Source organism: Gilliamella sp. LMG 34359 (assembly GCF_984569085.1).
Genome location: NZ_OZ474906.1, coordinates 188,762 through 205,233 on the forward strand (window position 1 = coordinate 188,762; position 16,472 = coordinate 205,233).

At 35.2% G+C, this 16,472-nt stretch carries 29 protein-coding genes and 1 pseudogene; 25 read left to right on the forward strand and 5 right to left on the reverse strand.

Going from position 1 to position 16,472, the window contains the following annotated elements:
* Positions 1-83: 83 nt before the first annotated feature.
* Positions 84-203, reverse strand: a pseudogene (locus AC5LXV_RS00950) (SymE family type I addiction module toxin); the annotation flags it as partial.
* Between the two features lie 171 nt (positions 204-374).
* Here AC5LXV_RS00950 and AC5LXV_RS00955 point away from each other — a divergent pair.
* From AC5LXV_RS00955 to AC5LXV_RS00975, 5 genes are all read left to right on the forward strand, one after another.
* On the forward strand, positions 375-740 hold the full coding sequence (locus AC5LXV_RS00955; RefSeq protein WP_493467140.1) for a hypothetical protein: 366 nt from the start codon (positions 375-377) through the stop codon (positions 738-740).
* Positions 741-866: 126 nt separating this feature from the next.
* Positions 867-1,079 carry a hypothetical protein gene (locus AC5LXV_RS00960; protein WP_493445548.1) on the forward strand — a complete coding sequence of 71 codons (213 nt, stop codon included), beginning with the start codon at positions 867-869 and terminating at the stop codon, positions 1,077-1,079.
* A gap of 140 nt (positions 1,080-1,219) precedes the next feature.
* Positions 1,220-1,600, forward strand: a complete 381-nt coding sequence (gene cdiI, locus AC5LXV_RS00965) for a ribonuclease toxin immunity protein CdiI (RefSeq protein WP_493467141.1) — start codon at positions 1,220-1,222, stop codon at positions 1,598-1,600.
* 515 nt (positions 1,601-2,115) lie between these two features.
* Positions 2,116-2,472: a hypothetical protein gene (locus AC5LXV_RS00970; RefSeq protein ID WP_493468021.1), complete on the forward strand. Its 357-nt coding sequence runs from the start codon at positions 2,116-2,118 to the stop codon at positions 2,470-2,472.
* A 12-nt stretch (positions 2,473-2,484) separates the two neighbouring features.
* Positions 2,485-2,967: an immunity protein RhsI2 family protein gene (locus tag AC5LXV_RS00975; RefSeq protein WP_493467142.1), complete on the forward strand. Its 483-nt coding sequence runs from the start codon at positions 2,485-2,487 to the stop codon at positions 2,965-2,967.
* An 82-nt stretch (positions 2,968-3,049) separates the two neighbouring features.
* Here AC5LXV_RS00975 and AC5LXV_RS00980 read toward each other — a convergent pair whose 3' ends face one another.
* Entirely contained in the window at positions 3,050-3,277 is a 228-nt protein-coding gene (locus AC5LXV_RS00980; RefSeq protein WP_110443037.1) for a SymE family type I addiction module toxin, read from the reverse strand.
* A 143-nt stretch (positions 3,278-3,420) separates the two neighbouring features.
* On the opposite strand from AC5LXV_RS00980, the gene AC5LXV_RS00985 reads away from it, so the two are divergent.
* From AC5LXV_RS00985 to AC5LXV_RS01015, 7 genes are all read left to right on the forward strand, one after another.
* Positions 3,421-3,693 (forward strand): hypothetical protein, encoded by a 273-nt coding sequence (locus AC5LXV_RS00985; RefSeq protein ID WP_493467143.1) that lies wholly within the window; start codon positions 3,421-3,423, stop codon positions 3,691-3,693.
* Positions 3,690-4,004 carry a hypothetical protein gene (locus tag AC5LXV_RS00990; protein ID WP_493467144.1) on the forward strand — a complete coding sequence of 105 codons (315 nt, stop codon included), beginning with the start codon at positions 3,690-3,692 and terminating at the stop codon, positions 4,002-4,004. Before AC5LXV_RS00985 ends, AC5LXV_RS00990 begins: the two co-directional genes overlap by 4 nt.
* Before the next feature lie 205 nt (positions 4,005-4,209).
* Positions 4,210-4,596 (forward strand): EndoU domain-containing protein, encoded by a 387-nt coding sequence (locus AC5LXV_RS00995; protein ID WP_493468022.1) that lies wholly within the window; start codon positions 4,210-4,212, stop codon positions 4,594-4,596.
* A 3-nt stretch (positions 4,597-4,599) separates the two neighbouring features.
* A complete protein-coding gene (locus AC5LXV_RS01000; RefSeq protein WP_493467145.1) occupies positions 4,600-5,091 on the forward strand; it encodes a hypothetical protein in 492 nt (163 codons plus the stop codon).
* A gap of 125 nt (positions 5,092-5,216) precedes the next feature.
* Complete coding sequence (locus AC5LXV_RS01005; RefSeq protein ID WP_493467146.1) at positions 5,217-5,522, forward strand: hypothetical protein; 306 nt, start codon at positions 5,217-5,219, stop codon at positions 5,520-5,522.
* Positions 5,523-5,542: 20 nt separating this feature from the next.
* Positions 5,543-5,884, forward strand: a complete 342-nt coding sequence (locus tag AC5LXV_RS01010; protein ID WP_493467147.1) for a hypothetical protein — start codon at positions 5,543-5,545, stop codon at positions 5,882-5,884.
* Positions 5,881-6,405, forward strand: coding sequence for an SMI1/KNR4 family protein (locus tag AC5LXV_RS01015; protein WP_493452421.1), 525 nt, complete (start codon positions 5,881-5,883; stop codon positions 6,403-6,405). The genes AC5LXV_RS01010 and AC5LXV_RS01015 overlap by 4 nt, the downstream gene beginning before the upstream one ends.
* A gap of 42 nt (positions 6,406-6,447) precedes the next feature.
* Here AC5LXV_RS01015 and AC5LXV_RS01020 read toward each other — a convergent pair whose 3' ends face one another.
* The gene (locus AC5LXV_RS01020) at positions 6,448-6,594 is read right to left on the reverse strand and encodes a SymE family type I addiction module toxin (protein WP_493467148.1); all 147 of its coding nucleotides are present in this window, start codon (positions 6,592-6,594) and stop codon (positions 6,448-6,450) included.
* 126 nt (positions 6,595-6,720) lie between these two features.
* Between AC5LXV_RS01020 and AC5LXV_RS01025 the strand changes: the two genes are divergently transcribed.
* The 3 genes from AC5LXV_RS01025 (at position 6,721) to AC5LXV_RS01035 (ending at position 8,841) form a co-directional block, all read left to right on the forward strand.
* Positions 6,721-7,353 (forward strand): hypothetical protein, encoded by a 633-nt coding sequence (locus AC5LXV_RS01025; protein WP_493467149.1) that lies wholly within the window; start codon positions 6,721-6,723, stop codon positions 7,351-7,353.
* Positions 7,354-7,418: 65 nt separating this feature from the next.
* Complete coding sequence (locus tag AC5LXV_RS01030) at positions 7,419-7,709, forward strand: immunity protein CdiI family protein (protein ID WP_493467150.1); 291 nt, start codon at positions 7,419-7,421, stop codon at positions 7,707-7,709.
* A 607-nt stretch (positions 7,710-8,316) separates the two neighbouring features.
* Positions 8,317-8,841: a hypothetical protein gene (locus AC5LXV_RS01035; RefSeq protein WP_493467151.1), complete on the forward strand. Its 525-nt coding sequence runs from the start codon at positions 8,317-8,319 to the stop codon at positions 8,839-8,841.
* A gap of 42 nt (positions 8,842-8,883) precedes the next feature.
* Here AC5LXV_RS01035 and AC5LXV_RS01040 read toward each other — a convergent pair whose 3' ends face one another.
* The gene (locus AC5LXV_RS01040; RefSeq protein WP_493468023.1) at positions 8,884-9,012 is read right to left on the reverse strand and encodes a SymE family type I addiction module toxin; all 129 of its coding nucleotides are present in this window, start codon (positions 9,010-9,012) and stop codon (positions 8,884-8,886) included.
* 693 nt (positions 9,013-9,705) lie between these two features.
* On the opposite strand from AC5LXV_RS01040, the gene AC5LXV_RS01045 reads away from it, so the two are divergent.
* The 5 genes from AC5LXV_RS01045 to AC5LXV_RS01065 all read left to right on the forward strand — a co-directional run bounded on the left by AC5LXV_RS01045 (position 9,706) and on the right by AC5LXV_RS01065 (position 12,933).
* The gene (locus AC5LXV_RS01045) at positions 9,706-10,146 is read left to right on the forward strand and encodes a hypothetical protein (RefSeq protein ID WP_493452415.1); all 441 of its coding nucleotides are present in this window, start codon (positions 9,706-9,708) and stop codon (positions 10,144-10,146) included.
* A gap of 214 nt (positions 10,147-10,360) precedes the next feature.
* The gene (locus AC5LXV_RS01050; protein WP_493468024.1) at positions 10,361-10,747 is read left to right on the forward strand and encodes an EndoU domain-containing protein; all 387 of its coding nucleotides are present in this window, start codon (positions 10,361-10,363) and stop codon (positions 10,745-10,747) included.
* A 3-nt stretch (positions 10,748-10,750) separates the two neighbouring features.
* Positions 10,751-11,242 (forward strand): hypothetical protein, encoded by a 492-nt coding sequence (locus AC5LXV_RS01055; RefSeq protein WP_493467152.1) that lies wholly within the window; start codon positions 10,751-10,753, stop codon positions 11,240-11,242.
* Between the two features lie 85 nt (positions 11,243-11,327).
* Positions 11,328-12,478, forward strand: a protein-coding gene (locus AC5LXV_RS01060) for an IS3 family transposase (RefSeq protein WP_493467153.1) whose coding sequence is annotated in 2 segments (ribosomal slippage) — positions 11,328-11,574 and positions 11,574-12,478 — 1,152 coding nt in all. Because the reading frame shifts where the segments join, the coding sequence is not laid out codon by codon here.
* 188 nt (positions 12,479-12,666) lie between these two features.
* Positions 12,667-12,933 (forward strand): DUF8617 domain-containing protein, encoded by a 267-nt coding sequence (locus AC5LXV_RS01065; protein ID WP_110432319.1) that lies wholly within the window; start codon positions 12,667-12,669, stop codon positions 12,931-12,933.
* A gap of 60 nt (positions 12,934-12,993) precedes the next feature.
* Here the strand turns inward: AC5LXV_RS01065 and AC5LXV_RS01070 are convergent, their stop codons facing one another.
* A complete protein-coding gene (locus AC5LXV_RS01070) occupies positions 12,994-13,095 on the reverse strand; it encodes a SymE family type I addiction module toxin (protein WP_493468025.1) in 102 nt (33 codons plus the stop codon).
* Between the two features lie 252 nt (positions 13,096-13,347).
* Between AC5LXV_RS01070 and AC5LXV_RS01075 the strand changes: the two genes are divergently transcribed.
* The 5 genes from AC5LXV_RS01075 (at position 13,348) to AC5LXV_RS01095 (ending at position 16,108) form a co-directional block, all read left to right on the forward strand.
* The gene (locus AC5LXV_RS01075) at positions 13,348-13,764 is read left to right on the forward strand and encodes a hypothetical protein (protein ID WP_493467154.1); all 417 of its coding nucleotides are present in this window, start codon (positions 13,348-13,350) and stop codon (positions 13,762-13,764) included.
* Positions 13,765-14,145: 381 nt separating this feature from the next.
* The gene (locus AC5LXV_RS01080; protein WP_493467155.1) at positions 14,146-14,478 is read left to right on the forward strand and encodes a hypothetical protein; all 333 of its coding nucleotides are present in this window, start codon (positions 14,146-14,148) and stop codon (positions 14,476-14,478) included.
* 70 nt (positions 14,479-14,548) lie between these two features.
* Positions 14,549-15,151 (forward strand): hypothetical protein, encoded by a 603-nt coding sequence (locus tag AC5LXV_RS01085; protein WP_493467156.1) that lies wholly within the window; start codon positions 14,549-14,551, stop codon positions 15,149-15,151.
* A 308-nt stretch (positions 15,152-15,459) separates the two neighbouring features.
* On the forward strand, positions 15,460-15,756 hold the full coding sequence (locus tag AC5LXV_RS01090; RefSeq protein ID WP_493467157.1) for a hypothetical protein: 297 nt from the start codon (positions 15,460-15,462) through the stop codon (positions 15,754-15,756).
* The gene (locus tag AC5LXV_RS01095; RefSeq protein ID WP_493467158.1) at positions 15,722-16,108 is read left to right on the forward strand and encodes a hypothetical protein; all 387 of its coding nucleotides are present in this window, start codon (positions 15,722-15,724) and stop codon (positions 16,106-16,108) included. The genes AC5LXV_RS01090 and AC5LXV_RS01095 overlap by 35 nt, the downstream gene beginning before the upstream one ends.
* The last annotated feature ends 364 nt before the right edge of the window (positions 16,109-16,472 follow it).

Here is a 16,472-nt window from a genome sequence, read left to right on the forward strand (position 1 = left end):
AGTTTGCGGGGCTCCTGGTCTATCAGTTTTACTGATTAAGATCGCTAAATCCCACCTAACCCATGGGGATTTTATTTTACCTCTTAGCTCAGCCCCTCAATCCTGATAATCAACAACCCTTGCTGCGCATCGATGATGACTGGCTGACAGGTAGTAAAGCCGAAGGGTTCCAGCCAGCGTCCTTTAATGGTGAGCTGTGGTCTTGGGTTGGGTTGGGTTGCCCACCGTTGAGGCTATAACCAACTGAGAAAAGCAAATTAAACAGTAGCAAACGCCGTAAATGCGATCATTAACGGCCAAGCATGGGATGCAATTAAAGATAATTTTGTTAAAGCTGCTAATGGTGATCAGATAGCCTAGAGAATTTAGCGGCATTGTTAATTGGTATAATTACAGCGCCTAAAGGATTGGGAAATGTACGTAAGACAGAAAAAATTATTAATAAATCAGATAAAGTTATTTCAAATGCCAATAAAGCAGGTAAATTGGATGAGGCATTATCTGATGTTAACAAATTAGACAAAGAATATTTTGAAAATCAGTATGGTAAAAATAATGTTGAGCAAGGATTTGGTGATTATAAAGAAACAAAGGATAATATAAATAATAATCATGCAGCAAATCAACAGGTTAATAAAAATAGTAATTTTGATGAACATGTAGTAAATGAGAAAGGCTTGGGGAATACTGGAAAGGGGACAGGGGACAGGCAACACAGCTCAGGCTGTAAATACAGCTAACCAGTTAATACCAGATAGCTTTATTACAGATGTGACTAAACATAATAATCAATTAGGTATATTAAACCGTCCTAAGGGACAAATCTCAGGGCGCATAAGCAAGACGCATTTTTAGAATCGGTAGAAATGACAGGTGCTAAGATTGTTGGCCCCAAGTATACAGATAAAAGCTATCCAGGGTTAGTTGAGTATCAATACCAGATCCCAACTATAGCTGGAAATGGTCCAAATGCGGGAAAAGTTACTGGATATAAAGATGTACAAAGGAAAACAACTTATGACACTAACATATTATCTGAAACAAAAGTTACAAATATGTCAAATAAAGCAGCCCAATAAGCAGAAAGCTATTTTAAACAGAATCCAAATAATAGGCAGTATTCTGTCAAAGTTGATGGTTACTGGTTCCAAGTAACTCGATATGCTAAAATAGGTAAAATTAATAAAGCATTTCTTACTATACCACCAAGAGGTTCAAAATGAAGGATGAACAATTAAGTTGGTTGATACAAAATCAAGATTACTTATATCAAAACGAAGGAAGAGACTTATATGATATAATTTATTCAACTTTATCGAATGATAAAATGAGTTATATTTCATTCGTAAAAATGGCTAGTGAAGGATCGGGTTTTTTTCCTTCAGAAGGAACAGGCTATTCATTAGATAAAGATTGGGATGATCCTAGCGAATTTGTAGAAGTTATTTTTTTTCTTGGGGAATATGAGAGTGCTACAATTACCCCTCAGCACTTCATCAAACTCATGCAAGTGATTTCAGATAGTTATGTTGAAGCATATCCCAAGGATAAAGCAACAGTAGAACATTATATGTCGAGGCTAAGAGAACGTTATTCGTAAGCAATGAAGCCAACTCCCAGCCTAAAAGTTGGGAGTTCAACTCAATCAGAACGCTTCTGAAAACATAAGGAAATCATATGATATTGCTAACATTAGTTACCCTTTTGATAAGCCTTATGTGCGTAACAAAAGCTCCTGTAGTGAATATATTGATAACCTACTACGAATTAAACTATCTGAAAACGCTCATACTGGGGGCAGTGATATTTTTGCTGCCAATAATGGTGTGCTCGATGAGGGCGGTTCCTTAACCACGGTGGGCGGCAACATAAAGGGTGTGGGTGCCAGTTGTCATATTGTTTACCGCAACATAGCTCTATCCCAGTTCATCAACCATAAGCAAAGTAACCACAGTATCACCGCATAGGTAGGCTTAACCGTTTTTCAGCAAATCGAATGCTGGAAAGGGCACGAGTGGAACGACTCAGGCAGGAAAACAAGCTGTTGGTGTTCCTGCAACGCAGTCTAAAAATCCGTTCAATCCAGTACAGCAATATGATGCATATGGAAATGAGATTGTTTATCGGACTATGTCGCAAAAACAATACGAGAAATTTTTAAATACCGGTGTAATGCCAGCCACAACAGAAACCTCTGTTTCACCAGTATTAGGTTACTCATCAAAATACGATGGAGTAACCATAAAAATAACCGTTAAACCAGGCACATTCTCTGAGCTTGAAAAAATAGGTATTGCAGCGAATTCAGCGGCAGCAAAAGAATTACCTAACATGTCGACCCAAACCGGAAAATGGATGGATACTAATACCGGATTTAAGGTTGAAGGTGGACAAATGACAACCCAGCTTGGACAAGGTAAAGGAATCGAGATTTTTAATAAAAATATTGTTCATTTTGAAAAGGTTCAATAAGAGGAAAGAATTATGCTATTAAAGTTAGAAAACACAAAAGTACCCATGAAATTAGTATATCTTCTTTCCGAAGAGTTAAAGGCTGATCCTGAATATGTTTCTCTTACTCAAGCTTTAACACTGGATCGATCAAGGCCTTATGTCGGATTGAATGGGACTTATGGCCTTTTTGGATCACAAGAATGGTGGGATAGTATCAACCGAGGGAAAATGCCCTTGTTATTCTTGTCTGGGATAATAAAAAGAGCTTATGTAACAAGGCAAGATCCTTCGGATTTTAATAATACTATTGATCTATTACTTGATGATGGAACTATCCAATCTATTGGTATTTATACTAATCAAGAAGAAGACTCAGATTTTTTTAAAGAGGGGCATATAACAAGTATCGTCTATGCTCTTGATGAACTTAAACCAGAGGCAATGCTCAATTTTGGTCAAAAATATAATCAAATTGCTTTAGAAATGGCCGTTTCATTAGAACCTGTTAAATAAAAATTAGTAGTTCTTATAAAGTCTGAACAAAATAAGATCCTAGTGCTTTAAACTAGGATCCTCTTTTTATCTGTTCTTAGATCTACTTCGCAAGTTCGATAATTAACTTGCCTTCTTTAGCGATGATTGTAACCACTTGGCCAGTGGTAAAGCCGAGCTGCTCAAGCCAGCGTCCTTTAATGGTGAGCTGAGGTCTGGGGTTGGGTTTTATGCCTTGGGGCGTGTAACCAATGGTGTAAAATCGTTCGGTGGGTTGCGGTGCCAGAGCTTTGCAAGTGCCTGATTTTAGCTTAGACTGTGCCTTAGCCATAGTTAACTCCTAGTAAGTTAGCTGAAAAGGGGACGATTGGGAATAATCTCTCTCATTTAACAGTAGAGCAGCAACAATTAATCAAAAATGCTGAAAATATCTCAACTGCAAAGCTAGGAACACAAGTCACAAAACCACGAGATTTGAATGAGCAGGTGCTTTGGAAACAGGTTCAGGAGAATCCAGCAAGTGGTGGAAAATTACAAGGAATGAATACTGATCCTCGTTTTCCTACAGATGTGGGATTCCAGAAAATGCAAGTAACTCATAAACTATCAAATGGTTCATCAATAACAATACATTATCAATATAACTCTAATACTGAAAAAGCTTATGATATAAAAATTACTACACCTCAAAGAGTTACAGCAGATCCTAATGATGTAATTAATTTAATAAAGGATAAGATTAAATGAAAATAAAAGAGCAAGATGGAACAATTATTGATATTTTTTCAATTTATTGGTTTGATGATGAAACTTATTTTTATGGGCTTCCAAGAGGTTATGGTGGATTGATTGCATATAAGTCAAATGAAATTTCGATTATTGAGTCTGATATAAGTTTTAACTCCGTATATTTTGAAAATAATGCAAAAAGTATTCACCACTGGGCTTTGATCAAAGAAGCTTTACTAGATAATCTGATAGAAAGAGACGAGAATGCCTATAACCGTTTCCTTGAAATCATAAAATCAGAAGGTTTAGTCGAGCCCGACTTCTATTAAAAAGATCCCCACCCTGTGGGGATCTGACTTATTATCTTTTAGAGCTGCATAGCAAGTTCAATAATTAACTTATTCTGCTCAATCTTAATGGTGACAGGTAATCCGGGATAAAACCCAAGTATCTCGAAGACTTCAACCAACACCGACCGACTTAGTTCAACAACAAGCAGGTAAAGATACTCAGGTAACAATCAATACCGATCACATTTTAAATGGTGAGATTAAGACTTATAGAGACGGCACGAAGGTTGGAACAGGAGGGCATTATTTAAAGGATCCAAATATTCAAGTATATAAATGGACAGGTGAAGCCGATGCAAATGGTGTCACGAAAGGATATATAAAGGTCGGAGATCCTGCTACAGGTAAGTGGTATAAAAAGAAGGGGGAAACAACATTCTTCCCTAAGCATTGGTCTAAACGTCAAACTGAAAAGGAAATAAAAAGTGCTTTTGAAAATTCAAAACCACATCCTAAATATAAAGGAAGGTGGATAGGAAAGTCTTCAAGTGGAGTAACAATGGAAGGATATTACAAAAAACCTAATGGTACAGGCGCAACAGCGTGGCCGGTTTATAATAAGGGTAAATAATGTATGAAAAATAGAAAAATATATTTTGATTGGATAGATTTTTATGATGGATTCTGTCCATCAGGAATGTTGCCTGAGGAAAATATTCGATATACACCTAAACAAGGTTACGGTGTATGTGAGATTGCATGTTTTCTATTTGATGAAATCCAATACTCAGTTAACTCAGTCAATATCTGGATTAATAATCTAACCGATTTAGCAAATAGTGAAGCACCGGACGGCATGTTTGCTGTTGGTAATGCTCATTGGGTATTAATTACCGGCGATTACGTTTTTATTGGTAATGAATATGTTGAAGAGCAACAGGTGATCCTTACTAGAGAACAGCTTTTATATGTTCTGGAACAATATAAAGCCTTTTTAGAAGGGAACTATAGAGATCCTAATAATCCACTCGCTCCGATAGATGTAGAGTTTATTGCTGAGGAGCAAGAGGCGGTTGATCTCTATAATAGCTTAGAAGGAAGTCATCAAGTTTTCTATCTTGAATAACGTGGATGAGCAGACCAAATAAAACATTGTTACTAGCTTAAAAGAGTTAGGAGAGCAGGTCAAAGAGCTCGAACGCACTATTCATAAAGATGCCGGTAAAGACTCAAAAGATGGCAAAATGAGCAATGACTTTAGTAAAGGCGTTGACTCAGCCGTATCAATTTATAAATAATAATCATGCAGCAAATCAACAGGCTAATAAAAATAGTAATTTTGATGAACATGTAGTAAATGAGAAAGGCTTGGGGAATGCCGGAAAGGGGACGAGCACGTTAAAAGGTAATGATATTTTGCCTAATTACAAAGTTAGTGATTTATCAAAAATTGATGATAAGCCATTAAATGTTTCCGAAATCAGAGGGCAATTAGGGGCATATGTAAAAGGGAATAAAGTAGATAATATTTCTATCTCACAGGTTCCATTACTGTAAATGGTAAAACTGAATATGTATTGGCTGTAAGTGGTAAATCCTGTAAAGGGAATGCTCCAACTTCTGTTAATATTAATGGCGTAAATTACAAAGTCATTGTTGAAGACTCGCAAAGCATCCGTAATTATCCGTCATCAGCAACACAAACTAACCTTAACCATGCTGAACATAAATTAATGAGTTACCCTAAAGATAACTATGCAGGGCAAAAAGTGGATATTAAAGTATCAGTTGAAAATACTTCAAAAATAAAACCTGGCATGTGTAATGGTTGTAATGGTTCAGGAGTTAAGTTTGCTGAAGAAATGGGCGAAAATGCCAATATACATATGTATCAAGAAACAACAGGAAAAAGGCCATGATTAATCGGGAACTAATCAATTATTTACATTCAGTTTATCCTGAATTACCTATTGATATTAGCTACATAAAAGGGTATTTAGATGACGAAATAAATAAGATAGAACGCCTTTATGATATTAAGATTAGAGGACAACTCTACCATTTTTTATCCTGTATGGGGCGTTGTAGTGGTGGATTTTTTGGTGATGATCCCTTGATGTTTTATCGACCAAATAACACTGTACGTTCTCATGTTCTTTTTCAATATTCTTTTTGTGAAGATCTATGTGCATTACAACAATGGGAATTAGTTAAACAAAAACCGTTTGCATTTTCATTTGAATCTGAAACCCAGTATTTCTTTTTGTTAACTGATTCAGATAACCCAAATTTGGTTTATCACTATGATGAAAATGAAGAAACGATAAAACAGACAAATAAAACTTTTTATGAGTATTTAAGACATTCAGTAAATATTGACACTCGACATTATATACAAAATATGACATTTGATTATTCTGGTGAATTAATCAATATCTAAAACCTAAGATCTCAATTTTAAACTGGGATCTTATTTTGACTTCTAATTCAGCATCTCAAGTTTAATAATCAATAACCCCTGTTGCGCATCGATGATGACTGGCTGACCGGTAGTAAAGCCGAAGGCTTCCAGCCAGCGGCCTTTAATGGTGAGTTGTGTTGGGTTGCCCGCCGTTGATGCTATAACCAACTAAGAAAAGCAGATCAAACAGTAGCAAACGCAGTAAATGCGATCATTAACGGCCAAGCATGGGATGCAATTAAAGATAATTTTGTTAAAGCTGCTAATGGTGATTAGATAGCTCTAGAGAATTCAGTGGCATTGTTAATTGGTATAATTACACCGCCTAAAGGATTGGGAAATGTACGTAAGACAGAAAAAATTATTAATAAATCAGATAAAGTTATTTCAAATGCCAATAAAGCAGGTAAATTGGATGAGGCATTATCTGATGTTAACAAATTAGACAAAGAATATTTTGAAAATCAGTATGGTAAAAATAATGTTGAGCAAGGATTTGGTGATTATAAAGAAACAAAGGATAATATAAATAATAATCATGCAGCAAATCAACAGGTTAATAAAAATAGTAATTTTGATGAACATGTAGTAAATGAGAAAGGCTTGGGGAATGCTGGAAAGGGGACGATAAATCAACAATATCTGGAAGAAATGTCTAAGAATGGCGTTAAATTCTCACCTGAAAATATTTTGAAAGTTGAAAAATTAGCTGATGGTAAAATAGTTTTTCTTGAGACAGGTAATTCATCAGCAGGGCTCCAACATATTGTAGAACGTCATGCCTGTGATTTTGCAAAAATAGGGGTTTCAGAATCACAAATACCTAATGTAGTTATAGACACTGTATCCAAAGGAAAGATTATTGGTTATCAAGGAAAAGGAACAGGACGACCAATTTATGAAATTACGATTAATGAACAAAAATAAAGAATAGCTGTTACAACTGGAAGTAATGGATTTATTGTTGGAGCAAATCCTCGGGGAGTAAGTAAATGAAGAAAATAAAATTAATGGCTGATTATGAATGTTATCCATTGTGGATTGATTCGGATAATGAAGTTGGAAATATTGATCCTGATTCCTTACTAATCAGTGATTCTCTCAAAAATGAGTTAAATAAGTGGTCAGATGACTATGATAAAACGTTGAATTCATATACCCCCTTAGAATCTGGATTTAAAACTATTAATGAAGAAATAGCTTTTAAAGAAAAAGGGAAATGTTTACAAGAAAAATTACAAATAGAATTAGGTAATAATTACGACGTAATATATCAATCCTAGCAACTAGATCCCTTTACATTACTGGGATCTAATATTTTCCTAGAATGTACAAGAAATAAACATGAGTTTCCAGTTTCAAAACTGGGTGTGTAGCTTGTCTGGGTTACTGAGGAAGATATAAGAAAATAATATGTTATTAATGATATCCGTCATCTTTTTGCTAAGTATGATTTTTTTAATTAAAAATCCCATATTGAATCAGTTAGTAATTTGCTCTACATTAAACCTCTTGAACAAACCCATTCAGACGAAGGGCGATATATCTACTTCTGACGATGGTCTTACTCATGTGGGCAGAGAGTTAGCCGTAGCAGGAGACAAAATAATACGTATGGGTGACAGTAGTTATAATTTCCACCATAAGATATGTTTGTCCCAATACATCAACCATCAACAAAGTGGTCAGAGTACCGCCACATAGATCAGATTAACCAGTTTTCAGGAAATCGAATGCTGGAAAGGGAACGACGAGTACAGAAAGTAAAGTAGGAGAGTATCTCGAAGACTTTAAACCATCACCAACACCGACCGAGTTAGTTCAACATTTTGCTGAAGCCAATAAAAATTTTAATATAAATATTTTTCAGGGAACAACAGGAAAATATCAATGATTAATGAAAAACTAATAACCTATTTACATTCAGTGTATCCTGAATTACCTATTGATACTAACTTTATTAAAGGCTATTCAGATGACGAACTAGCTAAGATTGAACGACTTTATGATATCAAAGTCACAGATCAGCTATATGATTTTCTTCGTTGTATGGGGCGTTGTAGTGGCGGATTATTTGGTGATGTTCCCTTATTATTTTATCGAGATCAGTGGAGTGTCCGGGGACATGTCTTATTTCAAGCTGGTTTCACTGATCAGTTAAAAAAGTTACAACATTATGAGTTAACTAAACAAAAGCCATTTTTCATTTCTATTGTATGGGAAACTCAATTTTATTTTTTACTTACAAAATCGGATAATCCAAATTTAGTTTATCATTACGATGAAAATGAAGAAACGGTTGAAACAACACAATGGACTTTTAATGAATACCTAAGAAAGTCTATTGATTTGGATACAAGAAACTACAAAATTCAAGTTACGCCTGAACAATATGGTGAATTAATCAATATCTAAAACCTAAGATCCCAATTTTAAACTGGGATCTTATTTTGACTTCTAAGTCAGCATCTCAAGTTTAATAATCAACAACCCCTGTTGCGCATCGATGATGACTGGCTGACCGGTAGTAAAGCCGAAGGCTTCTAGCCAGCGGTCTTTAATGGTCAGTTGCGGTCTAGGGTGAATTGCCTCCGTTGGGGCTGTAACCGACCGTTATGCAGTGCTTCAGTGGTGGTTTTACCGTTTGGATTTTAGTAACGGTGATTTTTAGGGTAGAATGTGCCTTAGTCATAGTCAATTCTTTTACGCATAATTCCCCCAAATTATGACCAGTTCATTCATATTCAAATATCAATAAGACCGTATACACTCCTCAATTATTTTTACAAATACACCTCAATAAACTAAATTAGTGGACTAAACACGAAGCGCGTTGGACTTTTGATATAAAAGGGAACCCATCAAATGATGGGGCTAGTGACGGGTCTTAAGAATAGAGAACTAAAATTTAGGTAATATAAAAATTATCTTTATTAACTTTATCATCTAACTTAAGTATAAAACTGAAAGGGAAATAAAAAGTGGGTTCGAAAACTTAATCCCCGATCCTGATGTTACTGCATCAAGTGGAACTGATCCCACTAAAATAGCGCCAGAACTATAAGCTTATGCTGATAAATTAGGTGGGTTAGGTGTTAAAACTTCATGTGGTAACGTATTAGGTGCTTGTGCTGAATTTGGAGCAGCTAACGAATTGTTATTAAATAATCCTAATCTTAAATTAAAAGATATTCAATTTAATCAAGCTGTACGTCCTCGTAATGGGAACCCCGTGCCTCGTTGTGAAAATTGTGCAAACGTATTTGGAGTTGAAAAATAATGAGAATGACTGATGAGTTTATAAGCACTACCGATCTTGACTGGTTTGCTGCATTTTATAATGGCAATCTAGCACACTTTACTTCGGGTGGTACAACCGCGGTACCTGAAAAAGTAGCTGATTCGATTAAGAATTATGAAGAACTATATGATTATTTTTTTGATTTAAAAAAACGATGTGGTATTGAAATTATTGAGGATAATTTGCCTGAGTTTCTCAATCAAATTAAAAGAGAACAATATTTAAGAAGTTATATTGATGCAGCTTCAAGGGGCTTATTTAGTTATGATGTTAATTATGAAAATAATAGTTATTTTTTAGTTGCAAAACCGCTGAGTCCATTATCTTTAAGAGAGCTACCGAAAAATATAAAGGAAATAGTTTATACATTACCAAAAGAAATAAAAACCGGATCGGCAAGTATAACCGAATTAGAGTAGTAATAACTCAAAAGCCCTTTGATAAATCAGAGGGCTTTTTTAATATCTTAGATCTGGCTCGCAAGTTTAATAATTAACTTATTCTGCTCAATCTTAATGGTGACAGGTAATCCGGGATAAAACCCAAGTATCTCGAAGACTTCAACCAACACCGACCGAGTTAGTTCAACAACAAGCAGGTAAAGATACTGAGGTAATAATCAATATTGATCACATTTTAAATGGTGAGATTAAGACTTATGAAAGTGGCAAAAAGGTTGGTACAGGAGGACATTATTTAAAAGATCCAAATATTAAAGTAGATAAGTGGACAGGTGAAGCAGATACAAATGGTGTCACGACAGGATATATATCGGTCAGAGATCCTGCTACAGGTAAGTGGTATGAAAAGCAGGCTGAAACAACATTCTTCCCTAAGCATTGGTCTAAACGTCAAATTGAAAAGGAAATAAAAAGTGCTTTTGAAAATTCAAAACCAGATCCTAATAATAAAGAGAGGTGGATAGGAATATCTTCAAGTGGAATAAAAATGCAAGGTTTCTATAAAATGCCAAATGGTACTGGCGCAACGGCGTGGCCGATTTATAATAAAGGTAAATAATGTATGAAAAATAGAAAAATATATTTATATTGGTCGGATTTTTATGATGAATTCTGTCCATCAGGAATGTTGCCTGAGGAAAATATTCGATATACACCTAAACAAGGTTACGGTGTATGTGAGATTGCATCTTTGCTATCAGATGAAATTCAATACTCAGTTAACTCAGTCAATATCTGGATTAATAATCTAACCGATTTAGCAAATAGTCGAGCACCGGACGGCATGTTTGGTGTTGGTAATGCTCATTGGGTATTAATTACCGGCGATTACGTTTTTATTGGTACTGAATATGTTGAAAGGCAACAGGTTATCCTTACTAGGGAACAGCTTTTATATGTTCTGGAACAATATAAAGCCTTTTTAGAAGGGAACTATAGAGATCCTAATAATCCACCTGCTCCGATAGATGTAGAGTTTATTGCCGAGGGGCAAGAGGCGGTTGATCTCTATAATAGTTTAGAAGGAAGTCATCATGTTCTCTATCTTGAATAACGAGGATGAGCAGATTGATCCTCGCCAAAAAAGTGGACAAAAGTCGCCTCTATGATATAAACAAAAATCATAGGAGACAAATATCATGGTCAAAAAATTTAATATCGAATTCAAACAACAATCAGTGGATTATGCGTTATCTAATGCAGACCTTTCTATCAGCGAACTTGCCAATCATCTAGGTGTGGGTAAATCAACCCTAGATAAATGGATTAGGCAACTTTCCCCGAATAAAACCAGCCGTCGAGAGTTAACCGCTGAGCAACAGCGGATTATGGCGTTAGAAAAAGAGATTAAAGAACTGAAAATGGCTAATGATATACTAAAAAAGGCGCATGTGTACTTCATCAACAATCCAAGTCGATGAAGTACGCTTATATGAAAAATCATTTAACCTGCTATCCCGTTACTAGGATATGCTCATTACTTGGTGTCAGTTCATCGGGTTATTATGCTTGGTTAAAAAGAGCAAACAAATCAGCTAAACTCAGCGAGTATATCCAAAAGCAGTATTGGCAACATAAAGCCCGTTTGGGTGCGCCAAGCCTGCTTCATGATGCAAGAGAAGCAGGCTATCAAGTTTCAGAAAGGACAATTAGCCGTGTTTTGCAACAATTGGGATTACGGAGTAAAGCAGCACGTAAATTCAAGCATAAAACAGACAAGGCTCATCACAATATTGCGCCCAACATGTTAGATAGGCAATTTAATCCTGATAAGCCTAATAAAACATGGGTAACCGATATTACTTATATTAAAACGGGTGAAGGTTGGTTATATTTGTCGGTGATTATCGATTTATATGGACGAAAAGTGATTGCTAGGCAAACCAGTCGCTACATAGACCGCCATTTAGTGTGTAATACATTAAAACAAGCTTTATTTCGGCGTCACTTTCCTAAAAATGTACTCATTCATAGTGACCAAGGAAGCCAATATTGCAGTGCTGATTTCAAGCAATTATTGTTACAATATGGGCTAAGGCAAAGCATGAGTCGAAGAGGCAACTGCTTTGATAATGCGGTTGTTGAGAGTTTTTTTCATACACTCAAAACACATATTATTCATGACTGTTACTACAAAACGAGGAAGCAGGCTAATAAAGCACTATTTGAATATATTGAAATCTATTATAATCGGATACGCCGTCATTCAGCCAATGGCTGGGTATCACCGCAGCAATATCAACAACAATATTACCAAAACGAAAAAATGATAGAGGTAGGCTCTGTCTAATATTTTGGCGAGGATCAACTGGTGGCCTAGCTGGCGTTATTTTACAAATGAATCTATCTGGAAATGAAATGCAGGGTATGGCCTCAAGATTATGAGGTAAACCAAATGCTCAAAATATTAAAACTCTATTTTTCCAAGATTCAAAAGGTACGATACATCATTATGATAGAAAATAATTAGGATTAGTTATGCCGAAAATTGCATGCAAATGTGGGCACGTAATGAATATTGGCTCATTTGATGAAGACTTTGCTTATGATCTCATTTCACAAAATGTTTTATGGGACATAATCGATATATTCTCAGAAAAGGAAGAATTTACTTCTGAAAAGTTCATGGATTCTTTTAATCAAGAGAGCATTGAAGTATACGAATGTCCATCTTGTAAAAGATTATTAATTGAAGAATCTCCACGATCTAATAAATTTAGTTTTTATAAAAAAGAAGTTGAATAAACTAGATCTACAATATCTCCACCTAATTAGTGTGGATCTTATTTTTATCCGTTTCTAGGTCTAGTTCGCAAGTTCGATAATTAACTTAGCTTCTTTAGCGGTGATCGTAACCACTTGGCCAGTAGTAAAGCCGAGCTGCTCAAGCCTGCTTCCTTTAATAATTTGTCAAAAATAAAAACAAGTACTTTATTCCCTGATAATTGGCCAGATAAAAGTATAATCGATTCTATTAATTAAATTGGGAATACTAAACCTATTGGTGTAAGACCTTCAACTGGAGAGACTCTTCATCGAGGAACAGTTAATGGGGTGGAAATCGATGTGATTAAAAGTGGTAATAATATCACGGCCGGTTATCCTGTTGGAGGAAAACCAACGCCAGGTTTTAGTCCTATAAAATGAAAGAGATAAAATATGTATAATAAATTTGATACTTGTATATCTGATTTTAGCCATGAAAGTGAACCAGGTGATTATTGGTATGATTGTGCTATTTTAGAGTCCACTGAAATACTTAAACAATTTGATAATAACGACTGGGATTTATTACTAAAGCAATTAAATTCTAAGCCTGTTTTTTGGCAAAAGAGACTTGTAGAATGTTTAGATGATTTGCATAACCCTTACGAATTAGAAATAATTTTAGATCTTATTAATACAGATGATGACGATTTATTTATTACTTGTGTTGATTCATTAAGGTTTTTAAATTTATCAAGTTTGGATAATTTAAAGAAAGATTGGTTATTATCAAAAATAGAAACTTTATTAGGAAAAGCCAGCCCACCAGTAAAACGTATTTTAGAAGAGCTCATGGTAAAAATTAATTAAACATGGCTAATTAAAAGATCACCGCGTAAAAACTGGGATCTTTTTTGTTTCACAAAATCCGCAACAGCCAGCTCAATAATCAGTTTATTCTGCTCCACTTTTACGATAAATAGCAGTCCGGTGTAGAAGTCGAGTTGTTTAAGTCAACTGCCTTTAATCGTCAGTTAGGGGCTTGGGGTGGCATTAATGCCCTGCGGTATAATAACGTTCGTAGGATTCACAGCTACGTGCTTTGCGTGAGGTGGTTTTTAGTTGGTAAGGGGACGAGTGGTTCTTTGACTTGCCAGACGACTAAACTACCGCCTAATGCTTCAACTAACAATATACGATCATTAGTCAGAGAGAATAAAAGTGCAAAAATATTGTCTTAGAATAAATAGTATGAAATATATATCCGTTCCAGTAAATAAAAGTGCAATGGAAAGCCTAGATTTGGATAATTGTGTGGATGGTGATTTGATTGAGTTAATTCCTGATGAAGATAATTATACAAATCTGTTAGAGAGTAATGTTATTAATCAACTTAATAATGAATTAGATATAAACATTGATGATTATGAAGATGAAAAGATAATCGATCTTGATAAGCTTATAAAGGCTAAAAGTATTATTCAAAATTCAATAGTATCAAATAATAGCGAAGCGTTGATTCAATTATTAACTCAAGTTGATAATGCAATAAAGTATAAAACAGGTCTATTTTTTTATTTTTAAATTTAAATGTAATAGAATTACACTTATCAAATATAAATATTAAAACCATAACTACTAACGAGGTTCTCAATTGATTATTCTTAATAAATTAAAAAAAATAGATCTTTCAAAACCAGGAGCAATTACTGAAGTTGATTTTATTCTCCATTCTATAGAGGACATGCCAAATTTGTCCTTGGGGCAAATTTTTACCCTATGTCCTGAAAGAGAAGATATTGGCAGCATATTAGTAGGACTATGTGCATTACATTATTTAAAATGTCCAGCGTTTAATTTCGCTGAATGGAAAGCATATAAAAATAGAGATTTTTCATTTGAAGAAAAGCAATTAATGATTTCTGGTTTACTTAATGTAATAAAATATTCGCACATTGAAATTAGTGATGAAATTGATGCACTAGATTATATTTATGCCGCCTGTATTGCTTTAAATAGAATCTCCCCTGAAGCAGAGGCAGAACTAGTTAAAGAATTAAAATTAAAACCTAAAGAATCTTTAATTGAAGCCTTAGGAATATTGGTTGGTCATGAGGTCAAGGGTTATATTACCAAGGAAACATTTTTATTACTTAAACATTTTGCAGAGAAAAATTCAGGGGGACTGAGTGATAGAGCAAAAATAGTATTAAAAGAAGATGTGGAAAGAATGAATGCTATAAATCACTTTTTATAAATGAACTAACTTATTTTCAGCCTTACCATCAGGAAACTTATCTATAGGATAACAGAAGATGGCTTAGGTTGTATAAGGCAAAATAGCAGAGTCTTATATTATTCAAGATGAACGCTATGAGCACGATTAATCGCAATATGTAAAAATTGCCACCTAACCCGTGGGGATCTTACTTTGGCGTCTATACCAACATCTTACTCCTGATAATCAACAACCCTTGCTGCGCATCGATGATGACTGGCTGACCTAGTAAAGCCGAAGGCTTCCAGCCAGCGGCCTTTAATGGTCAGTTGTGGTCTGGGGTTGACTTGCGCGCCGTTGAAGCTATCCCCCCCATTTATGACTTCTCGAATATTACGCATTCGGCAATCAGTGTCGGTGAGTTAATCATTCGAGACCAAGATAAACAAACACAAGATATTAATGAACTCAGTCATGATACCGAAAATGCCTATAGCAAACTCCAACCAATCTTTAATAAAGAGGATGAGCAGACCAGATTAAACATTGTCACTAGCTTAAAAGAGTTAGGAGAACAGGTAAAAGAGCTCGAACGCACTATTCATAAAGATGCCGGTCTCAAAAGATGGCAAAATGGGCAATGACTTTAGTAAAGGCGTTGACTCAGCCGTATCAATTATTACCGGCATTATCACCGGCGGCTTAGCTGGCGCCAGTGCACCATGGTTAGCTGAGCAGATAAAAATACAAGCCGGTGATAACGAAACCGCGAGGTTAGTTGCCCATGCAATACTTGGTGCAGTAGTGGCTGAACTACAAGGTAACTCAGCATTATCTGGTGGAGCCGGTGCAGTGGTCGGTGAAGTTGCAGCAGATATTATCCGCAAACAACTATATGGCAAAGAAGTCAAAGATTTAACCGAAGCAGAAAAACAAACCATCAGTATTCTATCCCAACTAGCATCCGCTCTGTTGCTATGGTTACTTGGCAAATAATTTGCCCAAGTAAACTCGGCGGTGAACCAATTACCAATACTGTTCAAGAAGTACTTATATCAAAAGGTTTATTTGACAATGCTGAAGAAGCACGAGCCTTTTTAGAGAGTTTAAACATAAATCAATAAAAAATTAATGGATTTAGAGGTAATTGAACTAGGTGGTAATGAAAATTATGTAAATGCTGTATTAAGGACTTGTGAACTTTACTACAATCAATATTTGAAGAATAAAGCTTGTTATAAAAAAATAATACCAATAATTATGCTTCAGCTAGTAATTTATCAACTACAAGTAGTAGTGCAAATTTACCACCTGATGATAATGATAAGAAAGATAAAAATGATTCGTATAATAAGGGGGA

Coding starts and splice junctions, on each gene's coding strand:
- AC5LXV_RS00960 (WP_493445548.1), top strand. CDS start 867: ATGACAGGTGCTAAGATTGTTGGCCCCAAGTATACAGATAAAAGCTAT.
- cdiI (WP_493467141.1), top strand. CDS start 1,220: ATGAAGGATGAACAATTAAGTTGGTTGATACAAAATCAAGATTACTTA.
- AC5LXV_RS00975 (WP_493467142.1), top strand. CDS start 2,485: ATGCTATTAAAGTTAGAAAACACAAAAGTACCCATGAAATTAGTATAT.
- AC5LXV_RS00980 (WP_110443037.1), bottom strand. CDS start 3,277: ATGGCTAAGGCACAGTCTAAGCTAAAATCAGGCACTTGCAAAGCTCTG.
- AC5LXV_RS00990 (WP_493467144.1), top strand. CDS start 3,690: ATGAAAATAAAAGAGCAAGATGGAACAATTATTGATATTTTTTCAATT.
- AC5LXV_RS01000 (WP_493467145.1), top strand. CDS start 4,600: ATGAAAAATAGAAAAATATATTTTGATTGGATAGATTTTTATGATGGA.
- AC5LXV_RS01005 (WP_493467146.1), top strand. CDS start 5,217: ATGACTTTAGTAAAGGCGTTGACTCAGCCGTATCAATTTATAAATAAT.
- AC5LXV_RS01015 (WP_493452421.1), top strand. CDS start 5,881: ATGATTAATCGGGAACTAATCAATTATTTACATTCAGTTTATCCTGAA.
- AC5LXV_RS01030 (WP_493467150.1), top strand. CDS start 7,419: ATGAAGAAAATAAAATTAATGGCTGATTATGAATGTTATCCATTGTGG.
- AC5LXV_RS01035 (WP_493467151.1), top strand. CDS start 8,317: ATGATTAATGAAAAACTAATAACCTATTTACATTCAGTGTATCCTGAA.
- AC5LXV_RS01045 (WP_493452415.1), top strand. CDS start 9,706: ATGAGAATGACTGATGAGTTTATAAGCACTACCGATCTTGACTGGTTT.
- AC5LXV_RS01055 (WP_493467152.1), top strand. CDS start 10,751: ATGAAAAATAGAAAAATATATTTATATTGGTCGGATTTTTATGATGAA.
- AC5LXV_RS01065 (WP_110432319.1), top strand. CDS start 12,667: ATGCCGAAAATTGCATGCAAATGTGGGCACGTAATGAATATTGGCTCA.
- AC5LXV_RS01075 (WP_493467154.1), top strand. CDS start 13,348: ATGTATAATAAATTTGATACTTGTATATCTGATTTTAGCCATGAAAGT.
- AC5LXV_RS01080 (WP_493467155.1), top strand. CDS start 14,146: ATGAAATATATATCCGTTCCAGTAAATAAAAGTGCAATGGAAAGCCTA.
- AC5LXV_RS01095 (WP_493467158.1), top strand. CDS start 15,722: ATGCCGGTCTCAAAAGATGGCAAAATGGGCAATGACTTTAGTAAAGGC.